Source organism: Nocardia terpenica (assembly GCF_013186535.1).
Taxonomy (GTDB): Bacteria; Actinomycetota; Actinomycetes; order Mycobacteriales; family Mycobacteriaceae; genus Nocardia; species Nocardia terpenica.
In genome coordinates this window covers 830,615-846,642 of record NZ_JABMCZ010000005.1, presented here as the reverse complement: position 1 = coordinate 846,642, position 16,028 = coordinate 830,615, and the positions used below count along the sequence as shown (strand labels likewise).

Sequence of the window (16,028 nt, the reverse complement as noted above, 5' to 3'; positions counted from 1 at the left end):
CTCTGCTCCTTCGCTCCCGGATGCGCCCGGCTGACCCATCCTTACCCGAGACGTCGGAGCCGAGGGGATCACGTCTACATGGTTGGGGGTTTGCGGCAGATGCCGCCCAGCCAGGTCGGGTGGGTGACGAGGGTGTTGTTGTCGAGCCAGTGTTGGATGGGGATCACGCCGCGGCCGATGAAGTCGAATCCGTCGAACCAGCGGGTCACCTCGGCCGGGGAGCGGCAGACGAATTGGCATGAGCTGCCCGCGGTGTAGTGGGACAGCTGCTGGTAGTCGGCGGGGGCGATGTCGGTGGACGGGTGGGTGAAGACCAGATAGCTTCCGGTCGCCATCGCGTCCCGGAAGCGTGTGATGATCTCGGCCGGGTGTTCGTCGTCCATGACGTGGTGGAGGACGCCGACGAGCAGAGCCGCGACCGGTTCGGTGAAGTCGATCAGTGCGTCGGCGCGCAGTCGATCGATGATGTCGTGCGGGCGGCGGATATCGGCCAGCATCGGTGTCACGCCGGGTACACCGTCGAGGTAGGCGTTGGCGTGGGCGTGCACGACCGGGTCGTAGTCGATGTAGACCGCTCGCGCCGCGGGGTCGACCTTCTGCGCCACCTCGTGCACATTGGGTGAGGTCGGCAGGCCCGCACCGAGATCGATGAATTGGCGCACGCCCGCTTCGGCGGCAAGCCGCACGGCATGCAGCAGAAACAGGCGGCCGAGCCGGGCAATGATCCAGCTGTGCTGCGCGACCGCGAGCATGCGCTCGGCGAAGGCCCGGTCCACCTCGTAGTTGTCTCTGCCGCCCAACAGATAGTTGTATACCCGGGCAGCATTCGGTTTGGACGGCTCGATTCCTTCAGGTACGCGGCCGAGCTTCGGCACGGCATCTCCTCGAGATCCTCGCTGATCCTGACAAGCCATTCATTGGTACCGCTACACACCGTTCACTGTCTGCGAATCGGCAACATCGGATGCCCGAGCCGTCCCGCAGAATACGTTGTCGGACAAACGATCAGATGGCGCGGTCGACGTTTCTCGGGCTACGGGTGGTGCGCTTCCGCCGGCGGCCGCCGATGGTGGTCGAGTAGCTCCCGTTCTTCGGCGGAGGTCAACCCGGCTTTGCGGGGTCGGTCGAGGCCACGGGCGCGTTCGTGGGCCAAGGTGGCGTGCAGGGTGTCGGCCACGGCGCGGGGCGTCGGCCCGGCCGTGCGGGCGGGCGTGGGGTCGTGCGCGACGAGCCCGTAGCCGTCGACGGGTAGCCAGAGCGGCAGTGACCTCGGTCCGGCCCACGGATCGACCCCCGCCGCGGTACCTCGACAGCACCGACACAATCCCGATCAACACGAACAAAACGAGCACCCTCCGGCACCGACCCGGACAAACCACGCGCCGCACAGACCACCTCATGCCCACGCGCCACCGCCTCACGGGCTATCTGTGCGGAAAGAAACGACGTCCCACCGAAAACGAGAACCCGCATGGGCTTCATTGTGTCGATCATTAGTTGCCGACCGAGGTGAGTTCGCCACCGGCGAAAGCAATTCCGATAACCATTACCAAGCGATAGCCGAGTATGTCCGAACGGGTTCAATCCCACGCCGCACAACCGAACGAGCAGTCACTTGCCCGGGACTGGTGAAGGCATCGGTCAGCGGTCTCCGCCAGCGGTCTCGGCGCCGGGCGGAATCATCTGTGCGCGTTCGGCTCGCAGCCGCTCACGTTCGGCCGGGGTCATCGCCGCGAAGGCATCCGCACGCCGTTTCGCCAGTGCCGCAAGCTCTTCCGCACTCGACTGCCGTGCGTATTCTTCGCGTTGCCGCGTCAGCCGAGCGAATTCCGCTGGAGTCAATGGTCGACTCATAGTAATGGTCTCCTCTATCAATCGTAGGAACTCCGACGTCGACGGTTCGGCCGCGCGGTCGAGGCCGTCGAGCACACCGAGCAGGCGGTCCCGCAGTCCGGTCGCCCGCGTGATGCGTTCATCGACGAGCGCCAGCTGCTGCTGTATGAGGTCGCGTGGGTCCTGGTCGGGTTCGGCGTGCAGGACAGCCGCGATGTCCTCGAGCGGAAACCCGAAGCCCCGCAAGGCCACAATGCGATGCAGCCGCCGGACATCGGCCTGGGTATAGCACCGATGTCCGCCCGATGTCCGCGACGACGGCACCAACAGCCCGATCCGGTCGTAATGGTGCAACGCCCGCACCGTCACACCCGTTTCCCGGGCCAGCTCCCCGACCCGCCATACCCGCTCGGCCAACGCGCCCTCCTACCGATGTGCACCACCCACGCTAAGACCTGACGTCACGTCAGGTTCAAGAGGAGGGGCCGAGCGGTGTGCATGAGTTCTGGGACGGTTATCGGGATCCGTTCGTCAGCAACGTCTTCAGCTGGTTGTGGGGAAGTGCGGGGGCGTAGTGTCCGTCTCTGCCGGTCATGCTCGTGTTCACGATCAGGGCGTTCAGTACGGCCTCTTCGACCGCCTCCGCTACCGCGGTGTACATCGGGTCCATGCGGTTCCACGGCAGTCTGGTGGTGGTTACGAGGTCGGTGGGGGCGCCGGATGGGAAGACCGTGTCGGAGGGGCGGTCGTTGGCGGTGGAGAAGGTAAGGAACAGGTCGCCGGAGAAGTGGCTGCCGGTGGCGCCGGTTCGGGCCAGGCCGAAGGGGACTCGGCGGGACATGGCGGTGCACTGGAGGGGGTCGAGGGGGGCGTCGGTCGCGACGATGACGATGACCGAACCCGCTCCGGCCGGTGCGGTGGATTCTTGCGTGTTGCTCACCTCGAGTCGGTTGCCGATGTGGCGGCCGCGGATTGTCAGCTCGCGTCGGGAGCCGAAATTCGCCTGGAGGAATACGCCGACCGTGTAGGTGCGCGAGCCGAATTCGACCAGCCGGGACGCGGTGCCGTTGCCGCCCTTGAAGCCATAGCACATCATTCCGGTGCCGCCGCCGACCGAGCCCTCCTCCACCGGCCCGGAGCGAGCCGAATTCAACGCCGCGACAACGTGTTCCGGGACGACGTGCCCACCGTTGATGTCGTTGAGGTAACCGTCGAAGGTCTCCGCGCAGACCGGCAGCATCCACTCCGGGGCCGGGTCGGTCTCGTTGATCCACCGCACCGTGCCGGTGTGGCAGGCGCCGACGGCGTGGGTGTTGGAGATGGTGATGGGCGTCGTCAGCTGGCCGACCTCGTCTATCCATGCGGTGCCGGTCATTTCGCCGTTTCCGTTGAGCGTGTAGCGGCCCGCCGCGCAGGGCCGCCCGCGCCCGGACCGGCCGCGCGGCAGGATCGCGGTCACCCCGGTGCGGACCGGCCCGGCGCCCACCCGCAACGGCCCGTCCCCCTCGATCAGCGTCCGGTACCCCACCTCGACCCCGGCCACATCGGTGATGGCGTTCCACGGGCCGGGAGTGCCGTCGGGGGCGATGCCGAGGGCGCGCGCCCTGGGCCGTCCATCGGGGGCGAACGAGTGCGGTTCGGTCATGATGTCATCCTTTCAGTCGGCCGACGCGCAAAGTCAAGCATTCGCACGGCATTCGGTCCGTTCGTTGATCTCCGAGAAATTCAAGATCGGAGGGACCTCGAGGCAGGCATGATCGGAGGATGTTCGAGGAAGGAAGGTAGCGGATGTCCTCCGAAATCTGTTTCATGTCAGCGCGAGAGCTGGCTCGGCTGATCGGGGTCGGGGAGCTGTCGGCACGTGAGGTCGTGTCGGCGCACCTCGATCGGATCGAGCGCGTCAATCCGACGGTGAATGCCATTGTCACCGTGCTCGGTGAGCAGGCATTGGATCGGGCCCGCAAGGCCGATGAGCAGTTCGCCGCGGGCCGGGCGGTCGGGCCGCTGCACGGACTTCCCATCGCGCACAAGGATTTACACGATGTGGCCGGAGTGCGCACGACTTACGGCTCTCGGCTGCTGGCGGACAATGTGCCCGACCAGGACTCGCTGATCGTCGAGCGCATGCACGCGGCCGGGGCGATCACGATCGGGATGACGAATGTGCCCGAATTCGGTGCCGGGTCACACACTTTCAACGAGGTGTTCGGCGTCACCCGCAATCCGTACGATCTCGGCAGGTCGGCGGGCGGCAGCAGCGGTGGCGCGGCGGCCGCGCTGGCCTGCGGAATGCATCCGCTCGCCGACGGCAGCGATATGGGTGGCTCGCTGCGCAACCCCGCCTCGTTCTGCAATGTCGTCGGCTTCCGCCCGTCCCCCGGCCGGGTCCCGTCCTGGCCGAATCAGGCGGCCTGGCAGACGATGTCGGTCGGCGGCCCGATGGCCCGCAGCGTCGCCGACGCCGCCCTGCTCCTGTCGGCCATCGCCGGTCCCGACCCGCGCGACCCCATCTCCCTCGAGACCCCGGGCGCCGCCTTCGACGTCCCACTCGATCGCGACCCGACCGGCCTGCGCCTGGCCTGGTCCCCGGACCTCGGCGGAACGGTTCCGGTCGACCCGCAGGTGACCGCGGTCCTCGAACCGGCGGTCGCGGTCTTCACCGACCTCGGCGCCACCGTCGACCGGGACTGCCCCGACCTGTCCGGCGCCGAAGAGATCTTCCGCACCCTCCGAGCCTGGCAGTTCAACCTGGCGCTGGGCACCTGGCTGGACCAGCGGCCCGACCTGTTCAAACCCGCACTGGCCGCCAATATCGAAGCCGGACGAACCCTGACCGAGGCAGACCTCGCCACGGCAGAACTGTTGCACACCAACCTGTTTCACCGGGTACGAGAGTTCTTCGACCATTACGACGCCCTCCTGCTGCCCGTGAGTCAGGTACCGCCTTTCGATATCGACCTCGAATACCCCACCGAAATCGCCAGCACCCCAATGCATCACTACCTGGACTGGATGCGCTCGTCCTACTTCATCTCCGCGACCGGCTGCCCATCCCTGTCCGTCCCAGCCGGATTCACGCCCACCGGGCTTCCGATCGGCCTCCAAATAGTCGGCCCGCACCGCGCCGATCTCTCGGTTCTCCAGATAGGCAACATATTCGAATCGGCCACGCGGTACGCGGAGACGCGACCGGCACTCTGATTTGCCGAAACGTATTGTCTCGCTGGCAATCTCGGATCGTCAGAAGAACTCGTCGAGCAGGCGGTAGTACTCGATGCGCCAGGGGTCGGCGTTCGTCTGTTCGCGGACCCACGCCGACAACTCAGGCCCGTAGCCCGGATTGAGATCGATGGCGGACATCGAGCGGGTCAGAAGCGCTACATCGAGGTGGCGATCGGCGATACCCAGGCGGCCGACATCGAGAATCCCTGTCACCGTGAGGGTGTCGGGATCGAGCAGCACATTGGGCAGGCAGAAGTCGCCGTGGCAGACCGCCAGATCGCTGTGCTCCAGAGCCTCGGCCCGACCCCGGTCGGCCAGCAGCCGGATCAGGAGCTGATCCGCGGTATCGCCACGCCGCTCCTCATCGAAGTCGTCCTCGTCGACCAGACCTGCCGTCACATTCGCCGCCGCCAACGCGGTCGTCACCTCGAGCCGCCGGTCGAACGGACACTCGCGCACCGCAATCGCGTGCAGCGACCCGAGAAACGCCACGATCCCCTGAACCGCTGTGCGCGCTTCGGCCGACGAGACCGCACTCGCCGGTATCCCATGCAATGCCGACGTAACCATCGTCGCCGAGCCATCGCACTCACCCCAATCGAGCACCCGCGGCGCACCAACCGACATCGTGCTCAGCCACATCAGCCGGTCACACTCGTCTTCGAGCTCGGCCAGCGCCGCGGGCCGGGAGGCGGTCTTCGCATAACTTCGGCCGTCGGGGCTGCGACGCACCATCGCATCGCTGTGTCCCGTGGTAATCAAATCCCAGTCGCGCACGCACCTCAGTGTGTCAGGCGCTCACACCCGCGGTGGATGCCCCGCCATCCACCGGATTCCCGCCTGCCGCCGCCCAGGTTGATCTGGTCCGTGCAACAGTTGTGGGCGTACCCGCTGCGATGAGTCTCGGCTGATTCGCACGTCTTTTCTTGTGACCGCCAAAGCACGTCGTACGACGCTGCCCGGCACCGGACATCACGGAGGACATCATGACAACCACGCCGAACGACCCGCACTCCACATTGCCCGGCCGCCCACCCATCGTCGACCTCGCCACCTGGCAAGCCGCCCGTGCCGAGCTGCTGATTCGCGAGAAGGCCCACACCCACGCGGGCGATGCCCTCGCCGCGGCCCGGCGCCGACTGCCGATGGTGGAGTTCGATGGAAAGGTCGAGGTCGTCGGAGCCGACGGTCCGGTCCCATTCCTGGATCTGTTTCAGGGCCGTGACGAACTCATGGTCTACAAGCACATGTGGTTCGACGGCGCACCGCATCAGGGCCAGTGCGAGGGCTGCACCACCACGGCCTGGCACCTGCGAGATGCCGCCTACCTCAATGCCCGCGGCGTCTCGTTCGCCATCCTGACCACCGGTCGCTGGCACGAGGTCGCCCCGTACCTCGAGTTCATGGGCTACACCCAGCCGTGGTACTCGGTGCGCGACGTGCCCGAACCGGTCGGCGGCAACATGGGTTATCTCACCTGCTACCTGCGCATCGGCGACCGCGCGTTCCTCACCTATTCCACGACGGGTCGCGGAAACGAGCGCGTCAATGCCTCCCTCGGCCTGCTCGACATGACGCCCTACGGTCGCGGCGAGACCTGGGAGGACAACCCGGACGGCTGGCCCGAGGGCCGCGGCGCGTGCTGGTCCTGGCGCTCGGACGCGGACGGGAACCCGACCGGTGGTCCGACCGGCCGCCCCGTGCCGCAGTGGACCCGCCCCGGCGCGACCCCGGTGCACACCCTCGGCCGACACGGCCACCACCACTGACGCGCCTTCGCCGACACCGGCGGTGGAAGGTTTTGGCGGCCAGAGGATCTGGGGAATTGGTTAAGTTGATGCTCGGAGAGGGGAATGGGCGGTAGCGTGCGCGCATGGGTCTCGAAGGCGTGCATCGGATTTGTGAGCGGTATGTCGATGAGTATGCGGTGGCCGATCCGGTGATGGCCAGCATGTTCGGCATCGGTGGGCAGCAGGGGCGGCTGACCGATTATTCGCCTGTGGGGCATGGGGTGCGCGCGGAGATCGCCAGGCGGGCGCTGCGGGCGGTCCAGGACACGGAGCCCGCGGATGAGGCGGAGCGGGTGGCGAAGGCGGTGTTCTGTGAGCGGGTCGGGCTGGAGGTCGAGATTCACGAGGCGGGATTGCCGCCCGCCTCGCTCAATGTGACTTCCAGTCCGGTGCAGGACATTCGGATGGTATTCGATCTGATGGACACCGAATCCGCCGACGACTGGGCGGTGGTTGCCACGCGGCTCGCGAAGGTGCCGGAGGCGCTCGACAGCGTGCGGGCCTCGCTGCTGTTCGCCGCCGGGCACGGGCGGATCTCGGCGGTCCGGCAGCTCGAGAAGACCGCGGACCAGGCCGAAACCTGGGCCGGGCGGGACGGAAAGGACGGATTCTTCACGACTTTCGTGGCCGCAGCGGAGAGTGTCGACGGTGCGCCGATGGGCGAATTGCGGCGAGCCGCGCGGACCGCCGAGCAGGCGTACGGGGACTTCGCCCGATTCCTGCGCGTCGATCTCGCGCCACGCGCTCCGGTGCGCGACGCCGTCGGGGAGGATGTCTATCGACTCTGGTCGCGCTATCACATCGGGGCCGAGTTGGATCTCCGGGAAGCCTATGCATGGGGCTGGGACGAGTTCCGGCGCATCGAATCCGAGATGCTGACCGTCGCGGGTCGAATCAAGCCGGGCGCGACACTGGCCGAGACCGCGGCCGCGCTCGACGCCGACCCGCGATACCAGGTGCGCGGGCAGGCCGCGTTCGAGGCGTGGATGCAGCGACTGTCCGACGCGGCGCTGGAATCCCTGCGCGGCAAGCACTTCGACATCCCCGACCAACTCATGACCCTGGAATGCCGGATCGCGCCACCCGGCGGCGGCGTCGGCGCGTACTACACCGGACCCAGCGAGGACTTCGCCCGTCCCGGCCGCATGTGGTGGTCGGTGCCCGCCGACAGGCAGGACTTCGCCACCTGGCGCGAACTCACCACCGTGTACCACGAGGGCGTCCCGGGCCACCACCTCCAGATCGCCACCGCCGTCCACGAGGCCGCCGCACTGAACAAATACCAGCGAATGATGTCCTTCACCTCCGGTCACGGCGAAGGCTGGGCCCTCTACGCCGAACGCCTCATGCGAGAACTCGGCTACCTCGACGACGACGGCAACCTCCTCGGCATGCTCGCCGAACAACTGTTCCGCACCGCCCGCGTCATCGTAGACATCGGCATGCACCTCGAACTCGAAATCCCCTCGAACACAGCCTTCCACGAACACGAACGATGGACACCCGCCCTCGGCCTCGAATTCCTGCTGACCCGCACAATCACCGACCCCGTCCACGTGCACGACGAGATCGACCGCTACCTCGGCTGGCCCGGCCAGGCCCCCGCTTACAAACTCGGCGAACGCCTTTGGCTCTCCGCCCGCGACGACGCCCGCACACGCGCCGGAAATTCCTTCAACCTGAAGGACTTTCACACCCGCGCCCTGAAACTTGGTGGTATGGGATTGGATACGCTGCGCGCCGAACTTGGTTGACGGACGGGTGTGACCATGACCTGGACGGTGGGCAATTGATCACAGGGCACGATGGTGCAGCAGGGCGCGGCGCAGCGGCACCGCGGTCACGAGCACGAACGCGCCGAAGGCCGTGAGCTGGATCAGCCCGCCCTCGTTGCCGACCAGCCAGTCCAGATCGTCGCGATAGTGCGGCCAGTCGGCGACCCAGTTGCCGAGCAGATCCACCATCATCACCAGGGCCGCAACGATCGGTGTCATCGGCCGCCGCAATGCAATCAACACAATGACCGCCGGGTCGATGACCGCGAGAGACACGAAGAATATTCGAAATGGTTGCGGTGCTTCAGGATACGCACCCAGACCAGATACCGCGAGAACGGTGACATGAGACCAGGTCCCCACCGCGAATCCGATCGCATAAACCGCGAGCATCACATACACCCAGCCGCGCAGGCATGGAGTCACCGCGTGTCCCCGGATCCGCACCCTTCGGCGGCGCGGGCGACCAGGGCTCCTACGAGTCGTAGTGCGGTGGTTTCGTCCATTGCGTCGTCACGTAATGCGGCTGTCAGTTGGCGGGTGAGGCGGACGATGTGATCGGAGTCGATCAGCTCACCGTCCGCGCCCGACCCTCGCAGTTCGTATTCGATGGTGTCTGCCGCCAAATGGTTACCCGCGGCGTGCAGCTCGTGGATTCGCGCTGCTATGGCATCCATGCCGTGTGTGGCCGCGATCTCGCGCAGGTCGTGAGGGTTCGATCGGTGTCCGGTTGACCGTCTTTTGATAGGACCGACGTTCGTAGGCATTGTCGAAACCTTCTTCCCCTGTACCGTCATGCAATTCAGCGGGGTAACCGCGCTGCCACTTCGGCCGCGGTAGGTGCCACATGATCAGACGGGTCGAACCGGATTGCTCACTCTCGCACAAGGTTGCGCTAGCCGCCTGTACCCCCCGCGTCACCATGGTGGCATTTGGGTCATCTCACCTCGATGTCGGCCCGAAGGACGTATCGCCGCGCTCCGCTTGTTCGAGTCGGTAGACCACGTCCAGTAGGTCCATGACTTGTTGGCGGCGTTTGCGGGATAGTTCCCCGGCGCGGAGGGCCATCATTTGTGCATCGCTGCTCTCGGCGATTTCGGCCAAGCGGCGCTGCTCGGCTTTCAACTCCGCCAATCGGCGGTCTACCTGGTCGGTGACCTTTTCGTCGAAGAAGTAGGCGGGCGGCACTCCGAAGAAATCCGCCAGTGCCTGAACATGTTTCAAGGTCGGGTTGTCCTTGATGCCCTTGCGTAGCTGCCAGATATAACTCTGCGAGATCGGAACCCCGTCCGCGGTGATCGCCGAGGCTACCTGCTCGTTGCTGTACTCCCGCCCCTCGCTCGGGCTCACCGTGCTGAACAGGTAATTCAGCTTCTCAGCGAAAAGACCGCCCCCACGCCGACTCCCACCGGCACCCTTACGCATCCTAACCTCCGAACAGTCGGCTTCCCTACTCTCATCAAAAAATATCTGCTTAATGATGTAGATAAGAGTCGAGGCACTACGGTATGAGAGTAACTACCGCTTCGAGTGGAGTCAACCAACGCCGATCCGCATTGATCGACATCAGTGAATACGGATGAGTCGGTCCGACGAGGCGGATACCCAACCCGTATCGAGGCTCAGACCACCTCTGCCAGTGCGGCCAGCCTGGCGACATCGCGCCGGGGTTTCCCATTGCTGTGTCGGAGGAGTTTTTGCAGGGTGTGGTGGGCGTTGTGGTCGTAGCGGAGGTCTTCGGGGCAGGCGGTGGCGGCTTTTTCCAGGGCCAGGGCGGCGGCTACGTCTTCGCCTTTGTGGACGAAGGCGTGGGCCAGGGCGATGTGGTAGCGGGCCTGGGAGGTGATCGAGTGGTCGTCGGCGAATTCCACGGTGGCGGCGGTGCGGATGACCTCGTCGAAATCGTTCTCGCCCAGGGCGACTTCCATGCGGGCGATGCCGACCTCGGAGGGGCCGAAGGTGATGCCCAGACAGCTGCGGTCGGCGCCGAGGCGGTTGGCGACCTCGTGGGCGCGGGCCATCAGGCGGCTGGCCTGCTGCACATTATGTTGGCACACAGCGCTTTTCGCCGCGGTCAGCTGGAGTGCGCCCCACAGCACGGCCTCGTCGGCGGTGTCGGGAATGGTCGGGGACAGCTCGGCCGCCGCGGTTTCGGCGTGTTCGCGGCACAGGGTGAACTGCTCCAGATGCAGCAGTGCGTCGGCATACTGTTCCGCGGCGGCCGCGATCGATCCGGGCCGGTCCAGGCGTCCGGCGATCTCCATGCTCCGGTCGGCGACGGTCAGCGCCAGCGTGTGTGCCCCGAGCCGGGTCAGCACCTGGCGGGCGAGCTGGGCGGCGGTCAGCGCCAGGTCGCCGACGCCGTCGCTGTAGTCGCGCCACAGCAGCATGCGGGTCATCGCGAGCACCGGCGGCAGGCGCTGGCCGAGCTCGGAGTATCGCGTCGGCGACGACGCCCAGATGCGCTGGCAGGTCTGAAGCTGTTCGCGCAGTTGCGGTATCGACACGGTGGCGGCCGGGTCCACCCTGGCCGGGTAGCCGATGACGCTCGGGGCGAACAGCCCGATCAGCATCTCCGCGCCTTCGGTCCGCGGCTGGGGCGGAGCCGGTGGGATATCGATCAGCTGCCGGAAGTCGCCGATGTGCAGCACCTCCGCCAAACGGACGATCAGATAGACGTTTTCCAGTCGCTGCTGGCCCGATTCGATCAGTCGCAGCCACTCGTCGCTGCGGCCGACGATATTGGCGACCGTGCGCCGGGACAGCCCGAGTTGCCGCCGCCGCATCTCGATCCGGTTGCCGACCGTCAGATGGCGCTGCTGCGCCCATGCCACGCTCTGCATAGCCATCCTCGAGGCCAGCCGCTTCGCCGCCCTTGTCTCGAGGCGACCGACGCTGTCGTGCCGAACCGGATACCGGTCGGCAAGCGGTCCACTCGTGCCACGTTGTCGGCGTCGCGGTGCCGAATCAACGGCTGGCTCCACTGAGGATACCCGGTCGGCGAATCACCCCGATCGCCTTGACCGCCGGGAATTTGGCGCCAAGTTCGCCGGGCGTGTCGCCGTCATGTCCGGTCGGCGATCGGCGCCAATTCCGCTTGGTCGTACCGGTCGGCTTCCGGCTTACGTTGTGGCCCTGTCACGCCGACTCGGAGATCGAAGGGGATGGCCATGTCGTCGACGCCTATCCGAGCGACCGGTATCTCCGCGGATCGGGTGCCCGCCCTCCGGCGGGCGCGCGCCGAGTGCGATCCGATCATGCGCCGCTGGGTGGCGACGCTGCCCGACACCCGGCCGGATTCGTTGCGGCGCATGGCGGGCTATCACCTCGGCTGGTTCAACCGCGCCGGGCAACCGTCGAAACGGGTGGGCGGCAAGGGTTTTCGGGCCGCCCTGACGCTCGCGGCGGCCGCGGCGTGCTCCGGCGACGGTGGTGCGGCGCTCGCGGCGGCGGCCGCGGTCGAGTTCCTGCACAATTTCACGCTGGTGCACGACGACATCATGAGCGGCGACCGCATTCGCCGCGCCCGCCCGGCGGCCTGGTGCGTGTGGGGTGTCCCGAAGGCGATCCTGCTCGGGGATGCGTTGCACGGGTTGGCATTTCGATGCGCGGTGACCGACTGCCCGGATGCCACGGTGCTCGGCGTGGTGTCCCGCCTGGCCACCGCGGTCACCGAACTGTGCCAGGGGCAGTACGAGGACTGCGCCCTCGGCAGCGGCACGCCCATCGGTGTGGATCGGTACCTGCACACGGTGAGCGGGAAGACCGGCGCGCTCATGGGCTGCGCGTGCGCGGCCGGGGCATGGTGTGCGGGCGCGGATTCCGCGACCGTCGACGCGCTCGACCTGTTCGGCCGCCGGGTGGGCCTGGCGTTTCGGATCACCGACGATCTGCTCGGCCTCTGGGGCGATCCGCGGGCCACCGGCAAACCGGTGGGCGCGGATGTGCGCCGCCGCAAGCATTCCCTGCCGGTCGTCGCCGCGCTCGGCTCGCCGACCCAGGCGGGCCGAGAACTGCGGCGGCTCTACGGCTCCACCGCCCCGCTGAGCGGCGCCGAGGTGCGGGCGGCCACCGGGTTGATCGAGGCCGCCGGTGGGCGCCGCGTCGCGGTGCAGCAGGCGCGGCGGGAGCTGCGCCGGGCCGTCGTCGGCCTGCCCGACGAACTCGCCGCCGACGACCTGGTATCGCTCGCCGCCGCGATCGAGCATCGGGAGGGATGAGGCACTACGAGACCAACCGAATGGTTTCTTTACCATCTCTTGACAGTTTAGTTCCACTTGGTACGATTCGGTACGAGCGGAGGGAGTGCGAAGGGGATTGCCACACACTGTGTCGGCGAGTCGTGTCATTTCTTTCAGAGTTGCCCGCATTGTTTGTGCGTATTCGGCCGGGGCTGTCCGAATCCAAAGATCTCGCTCCCTCCTGCTCGTGAGAAAGTCTCGTCGAAGATTGTGCAGGGAGATACAATTGAAATCGACGGTTTTGCGCAGCCCATTGCGTGGGCGAGCGCAGGAGATGGACCGGATTCACCGGGCTTTGGAGTTCGGCCGTCGTGGCGGATGTTCTCTCGTGGTGGTGGAGGGTGTTCCCGGATCGGGAAAGACGCGACTTCTCGACGATTGTGTTGCGGCGGCCGCGCCGCAGGGATTCGATATCAGTCCCGGTCTGGTCATGACCGAACCGGACCTGCCGACGCTGGTCGTCATCGACGACGCCCACAATTACGGTGAGCGGTCCCGGGATACGATCCTGTCCCAGCGGTACGGCCGCTACCACTCGCAGACCGTGTGGCTGCTGGCGCGCCGATCCTATTCGGGGGCACGGGATCTCGATGCGCTCGTCGCGAGCTCGACCGGATACAGCGACACGATCGTGCTGGACTCACTGGCCCCGGCGGCGACGACGGAACTGGCGGGCGACCTGCTGGGCGCGCCGCCCTCGCCCGCGCTGGCCGAGGTGATCGCCCGCGCCGAGGGCAATCCGGGCCTGGTCACCGAGCTGCTGGTCGGCATGCAGGAGGAAAACAGCCTCATCGTGGGCGAGTTCGAGGCCGAGCTGGTGGCGGATCGGTTGCCGCGCAGGCTCGTCGATCATGTCGAATCCCTGCTGCTCGGCTACTCCGACCAGTGCCGCCAGCTGCTGCGCGTCGCCGCCGTCCTGGGCAGGCAGGTCTCGGTCGGCACCCTCGCGCCCATGCTGGCCATCTCGCCCTCGGCGCTGCTGTCGCTGCTGGACGAGGCGGTCGCCACCGGCGCGCTGGAATGCGGTGGCGGCGACAGGGTCCAGTTCCGCAACGAACTGCTCTGGCGCATCATCGTCACATCCATCCCCACCCCGCTGCGCCGGGCCCTGCGTCGGCAGGCCACCGACATCACCGAATCCGCCGGAGACGACGGCGCACACGACCCCGCGAATACCGTTGCCACACCGGAGTTCTCGACCATCCGCGGTTTCAACGAACAGGAATCGGCGATCATCCGCCTGGTCCAGCAGGGCCTGACCAACCGCCAGATCGCGCGCAGCCTGCTGATCTCGCCCCACACCGTGAACTACCACCTGAAGAAACTCTTCCGGAAGGTCGGCGTCAACTCGCGGGTGGCGCTGCTGGCCGCGGTGCGGCACCGGGGCGCGTAGCGCGGAGACCGCCGAGCGCCGGGGCGCTCGGCGGTCGATGACGTCAGGCAGGCAGCGGACCGGAGACCGGCCGCAATACCGAAGCGCTGGCCTTGGTTTCGTCGGTGCCGCCCCACACCGGATAGGTCGCGAAGGCGAGGACCACCTTCTCCGTGCCCGCCCGGAAGGTGACCTCGGCGTCGGAGTCCACCCGGACGATCTCGCCCGGGCCCGCGGTCACCGAACCCGACGCGGACTCGACGGTGAAGGCGCCGCTGAGCACGACGATGATCTCGTCGTAGCTCGGTGTCCAGGTCATCGCCGTCCCGGGGTGGAAATGGGCGAAGCCGCCACCCAGCGACGTCGAATTGCCTTCGTGCAACACGTCGCCGATGAAGATGTCGGATTCCCCGAACTGGATCCACTTCGCGTCGTCGGCGGTGTACTTCTGCAATGCCATGATTGGATATCCTTCGAAGATTCGTGCCCGGACGGATCGCGTCAGAGCAGCGGTGAAACCTGCTCGTCGACGCCGAGCAGGGCCTTGCCGTAGATTTCCTTACCGATGAGCGGCTGCACGACGGCATGCCGTGCACCGACATTGGCGTCGCGCCAGATGCGTTGCAGGTCGTTGCCCGCGGCGAAACTCGAGGAACCGTGAATGTAGAGCAGCGTGTTGATCGCCTCCACGACGTTCTCCACGACATGCCCCAGATCCGCGCGCACCCGGGCGCGCAGCGGCAGTTCGGGGAATATCGCCCCGGCCGCCGATTCGTCGACGACCTCCGCCGCGCGATACGCGTGCAGATGTGCGGTATCGATCTTCAGCGCCGCGTCCGCGACGGCGACCTGGAACGCCGTCGAATCCCGCTGCTTCTCGTACACGGTGAAGGCGATCGACTTCTCGGCGGCCTTGGCCGTCACCAGATCCAGTGCGGCCCTGCCGAGCCCGAGCAGCGGACCCACGATCACCGTCGCGACGAACGGCCCGAACGCCGAGCGGTACAGCACCTCATCGGTGTGTTCGGTCGGATAGCTGCCCCCGAGCACCGGCGCCAGCGCCATCACCCGATGCTCGGGAATGAAAACGTCCTCCGCCACCAGGCAATTGCTGCCTGTCGCCGCCATCCCGGCCATGAACCAGGTGTCCTCGACGGTGTAGTCGGCGGCCGGAACCAATGCCAGGGCGCTATCGACCACCGTGCCGTCCGAATCGACGAGCGGAATACCGAGCACGGCCCAATCCGCATGCCAGGAACCGGAATTGTAATGCCAGCGACCGGACACCCGGAATCCGCCGTAGACCCGGACGGCGGTGGCGGTCGGCGCGGTCACGCCGGAGACGATGACATCCCGCCCCGCGCCGAAGACATCGTGCTGCGCCCGCTCCGGGAACAGGCTGGCCATCCACGCGCAGGAATTGCAGACGGCGGCGAGCCACGAGGCGGCGCCTTCGCCCTCGGCGAGCGTGGCGGTGATATCCAGGAAATTCCGGAGGGGAACCTGATAGCCGCCGAAACGTTTCGGAACCAGAAGTTTGAACATGCCGGAATCGGTCAGCGCGGCAATGGTTTCGCCGGACAGCCGTCGCTCGCTCTCGTTTCGAGCGGCATGGGCTCGGAGCACGGGAACGAGTCGACGCGCGGTATCCACGAGATCCGAAATATCCGGTGCGGGGTGCAGGGAAGCGCGCGGCTCCGCAATTGTCATGATTCTCCTTCGGCAGAATGTCGACGAGCTGGCCGCCGGTGACGGGTGCCGACTCTATCGCCGCATTGCGCCGGATATCCAGAGA

Annotated in this window: 15 protein-coding genes and 1 pseudogene; 6 read left to right on the top strand and 10 right to left on the bottom strand. The window is 66.7% G+C overall.

Going from position 1 to position 16,028, the window contains the following annotated elements; genetic code table 11:
- Positions 1 to 74: 74 nt before the first annotated feature.
- From HPY32_RS39740 to HPY32_RS39730, 3 genes are all read right to left on the bottom strand, one after another.
- The gene (locus tag HPY32_RS39740) at positions 75 to 875 is read right to left on the bottom strand and encodes an SAM-dependent methyltransferase (RefSeq protein ID WP_231951619.1); all 801 of its coding nucleotides are present in this window, start codon (positions 873 to 875) and stop codon (positions 75 to 77) included.
- A gap of 766 nt (positions 876 to 1,641) precedes the next feature.
- On the bottom strand, positions 1,642 to 2,202 hold the full coding sequence (locus HPY32_RS39735) for a MerR family transcriptional regulator (protein WP_231951620.1): 561 nt from the start codon (positions 2,200 to 2,202) through the stop codon (positions 1,642 to 1,644).
- A gap of 145 nt (positions 2,203 to 2,347) precedes the next feature.
- Positions 2,348 to 3,478, bottom strand: coding sequence for a DmpA family aminopeptidase (locus tag HPY32_RS39730; RefSeq protein WP_067587632.1), 1,131 nt, complete (start codon positions 3,476 to 3,478; stop codon positions 2,348 to 2,350).
- Positions 3,479 to 3,621: 143 nt separating this feature from the next.
- Between HPY32_RS39730 and HPY32_RS39725 the strand changes: the two genes are divergently transcribed.
- A complete protein-coding gene (locus HPY32_RS39725) occupies positions 3,622 to 5,034 on the top strand; it encodes an amidase (protein ID WP_067587635.1) in 1,413 nt (470 codons plus the stop codon).
- Positions 5,035 to 5,073: 39 nt separating this feature from the next.
- Here the strand turns inward: HPY32_RS39725 and HPY32_RS39720 are convergent, their stop codons facing one another.
- Positions 5,074 to 5,832, bottom strand: coding sequence for an aminoglycoside 3'-phosphotransferase (locus tag HPY32_RS39720; protein ID WP_197696485.1), 759 nt, complete (start codon positions 5,830 to 5,832; stop codon positions 5,074 to 5,076).
- Positions 5,833 to 6,041: 209 nt separating this feature from the next.
- Between HPY32_RS39720 and HPY32_RS39715 the strand changes: the two genes are divergently transcribed.
- The gene (locus tag HPY32_RS39715) at positions 6,042 to 6,824 is read left to right on the top strand and encodes a DUF899 family protein (RefSeq protein WP_067587643.1); all 783 of its coding nucleotides are present in this window, start codon (positions 6,042 to 6,044) and stop codon (positions 6,822 to 6,824) included.
- Between the two features lie 104 nt (positions 6,825 to 6,928).
- On the top strand, positions 6,929 to 8,599 hold the full coding sequence (locus HPY32_RS39710) for a DUF885 domain-containing protein (protein ID WP_067587646.1): 1,671 nt from the start codon (positions 6,929 to 6,931) through the stop codon (positions 8,597 to 8,599).
- A 39-nt stretch (positions 8,600 to 8,638) separates the two neighbouring features.
- On the opposite strand, the gene HPY32_RS39705 is transcribed toward HPY32_RS39710, so the two are convergent.
- The 4 genes from HPY32_RS39705 to HPY32_RS39690 all read right to left on the bottom strand — a co-directional run bounded on the left by HPY32_RS39705 (position 8,639) and on the right by HPY32_RS39690 (position 11,463).
- Positions 8,639 to 8,896 (bottom strand): hypothetical protein, encoded by a 258-nt coding sequence (locus tag HPY32_RS39705; protein WP_082871334.1) that lies wholly within the window; start codon positions 8,894 to 8,896, stop codon positions 8,639 to 8,641.
- A gap of 146 nt (positions 8,897 to 9,042) precedes the next feature.
- Positions 9,043 to 9,297 carry a hypothetical protein gene (locus HPY32_RS39700; protein ID WP_156674427.1) on the bottom strand — a complete coding sequence of 85 codons (255 nt, stop codon included), beginning with the start codon at positions 9,295 to 9,297 and terminating at the stop codon, positions 9,043 to 9,045.
- A gap of 265 nt (positions 9,298 to 9,562) precedes the next feature.
- A complete protein-coding gene (locus HPY32_RS39695; RefSeq protein WP_067587654.1) occupies positions 9,563 to 10,045 on the bottom strand; it encodes a helix-turn-helix domain-containing protein in 483 nt (160 codons plus the stop codon).
- 197 nt (positions 10,046 to 10,242) lie between these two features.
- On the bottom strand, positions 10,243 to 11,463 hold the full coding sequence (locus tag HPY32_RS39690; protein ID WP_067587657.1) for a helix-turn-helix domain-containing protein: 1,221 nt from the start codon (positions 11,461 to 11,463) through the stop codon (positions 10,243 to 10,245).
- A gap of 327 nt (positions 11,464 to 11,790) precedes the next feature.
- On the opposite strand from HPY32_RS39690, the gene HPY32_RS39685 reads away from it, so the two are divergent.
- The 3 genes and pseudogenes from HPY32_RS39685 to HPY32_RS39680 all read left to right on the top strand — a co-directional run bounded on the left by HPY32_RS39685 (position 11,791) and on the right by HPY32_RS39680 (position 14,254).
- On the top strand, positions 11,791 to 12,840 hold the full coding sequence (locus tag HPY32_RS39685; protein ID WP_067595746.1) for a polyprenyl synthetase family protein: 1,050 nt from the start codon (positions 11,791 to 11,793) through the stop codon (positions 12,838 to 12,840).
- Positions 12,841 to 12,925: 85 nt separating this feature from the next.
- Positions 12,926 to 13,252: pseudogene (locus tag HPY32_RS46695) on the top strand (ATP-binding protein); the annotation flags it as partial.
- Positions 13,253 to 13,291: 39 nt separating this feature from the next.
- Positions 13,292 to 14,254 carry a helix-turn-helix domain-containing protein gene (locus tag HPY32_RS39680; RefSeq protein ID WP_231951622.1) on the top strand — a complete coding sequence of 321 codons (963 nt, stop codon included), beginning with the start codon at positions 13,292 to 13,294 and terminating at the stop codon, positions 14,252 to 14,254.
- A gap of 43 nt (positions 14,255 to 14,297) precedes the next feature.
- Here the strand turns inward: HPY32_RS39680 and HPY32_RS39675 are convergent, their stop codons facing one another.
- Both HPY32_RS39675 and HPY32_RS39670 read right to left on the bottom strand, forming a co-directional pair.
- Complete coding sequence (locus tag HPY32_RS39675; RefSeq protein ID WP_067587664.1) at positions 14,298 to 14,693, bottom strand: EutQ-related cupin domain-containing protein; 396 nt, start codon at positions 14,691 to 14,693, stop codon at positions 14,298 to 14,300.
- A 41-nt stretch (positions 14,694 to 14,734) separates the two neighbouring features.
- On the bottom strand, positions 14,735 to 15,943 hold the full coding sequence (locus tag HPY32_RS39670) for an acyl-CoA dehydrogenase family protein (RefSeq protein ID WP_082871336.1): 1,209 nt from the start codon (positions 15,941 to 15,943) through the stop codon (positions 14,735 to 14,737).
- Positions 15,944 to 16,028 lie beyond the last annotated feature (85 nt).

What these genes read in the sequence shown, in the direction of transcription:
- HPY32_RS39730 (WP_067587632.1), bottom strand. Translation starts at nt 3,478, where the DNA reads ATGACCGAACCGCACTCGTTCGCCCCCGATGGACGGCCCAGGGCGCGC.
- HPY32_RS39725 (WP_067587635.1), top strand. Translation starts at nt 3,622, where the DNA reads ATGTCCTCCGAAATCTGTTTCATGTCAGCGCGAGAGCTGGCTCGGCTG.
- HPY32_RS39715 (WP_067587643.1), top strand. Translation starts at nt 6,042, where the DNA reads ATGACAACCACGCCGAACGACCCGCACTCCACATTGCCCGGCCGCCCA.
- HPY32_RS39710 (WP_067587646.1), top strand. Translation starts at nt 6,929, where the DNA reads ATGGGTCTCGAAGGCGTGCATCGGATTTGTGAGCGGTATGTCGATGAG.
- HPY32_RS39700 (WP_156674427.1), bottom strand. Translation starts at nt 9,297, where the DNA reads ATGGATGCCATAGCAGCGCGAATCCACGAGCTGCACGCCGCGGGTAAC.
- HPY32_RS39695 (WP_067587654.1), bottom strand. Translation starts at nt 10,045, where the DNA reads ATGCGTAAGGGTGCCGGTGGGAGTCGGCGTGGGGGCGGTCTTTTCGCT.
- HPY32_RS39690 (WP_067587657.1), bottom strand. Translation starts at nt 11,463, where the DNA reads ATGCAGAGCGTGGCATGGGCGCAGCAGCGCCATCTGACGGTCGGCAAC.
- HPY32_RS39685 (WP_067595746.1), top strand. Translation starts at nt 11,791, where the DNA reads ATGTCGTCGACGCCTATCCGAGCGACCGGTATCTCCGCGGATCGGGTG.
- HPY32_RS39680 (WP_231951622.1), top strand. Translation starts at nt 13,292, where the DNA reads ATGACCGAACCGGACCTGCCGACGCTGGTCGTCATCGACGACGCCCAC.
- HPY32_RS39675 (WP_067587664.1), bottom strand. Translation starts at nt 14,693, where the DNA reads ATGGCATTGCAGAAGTACACCGCCGACGACGCGAAGTGGATCCAGTTC.
- HPY32_RS39670 (WP_082871336.1), bottom strand. Translation starts at nt 15,943, where the DNA reads ATGACAATTGCGGAGCCGCGCGCTTCCCTGCACCCCGCACCGGATATT.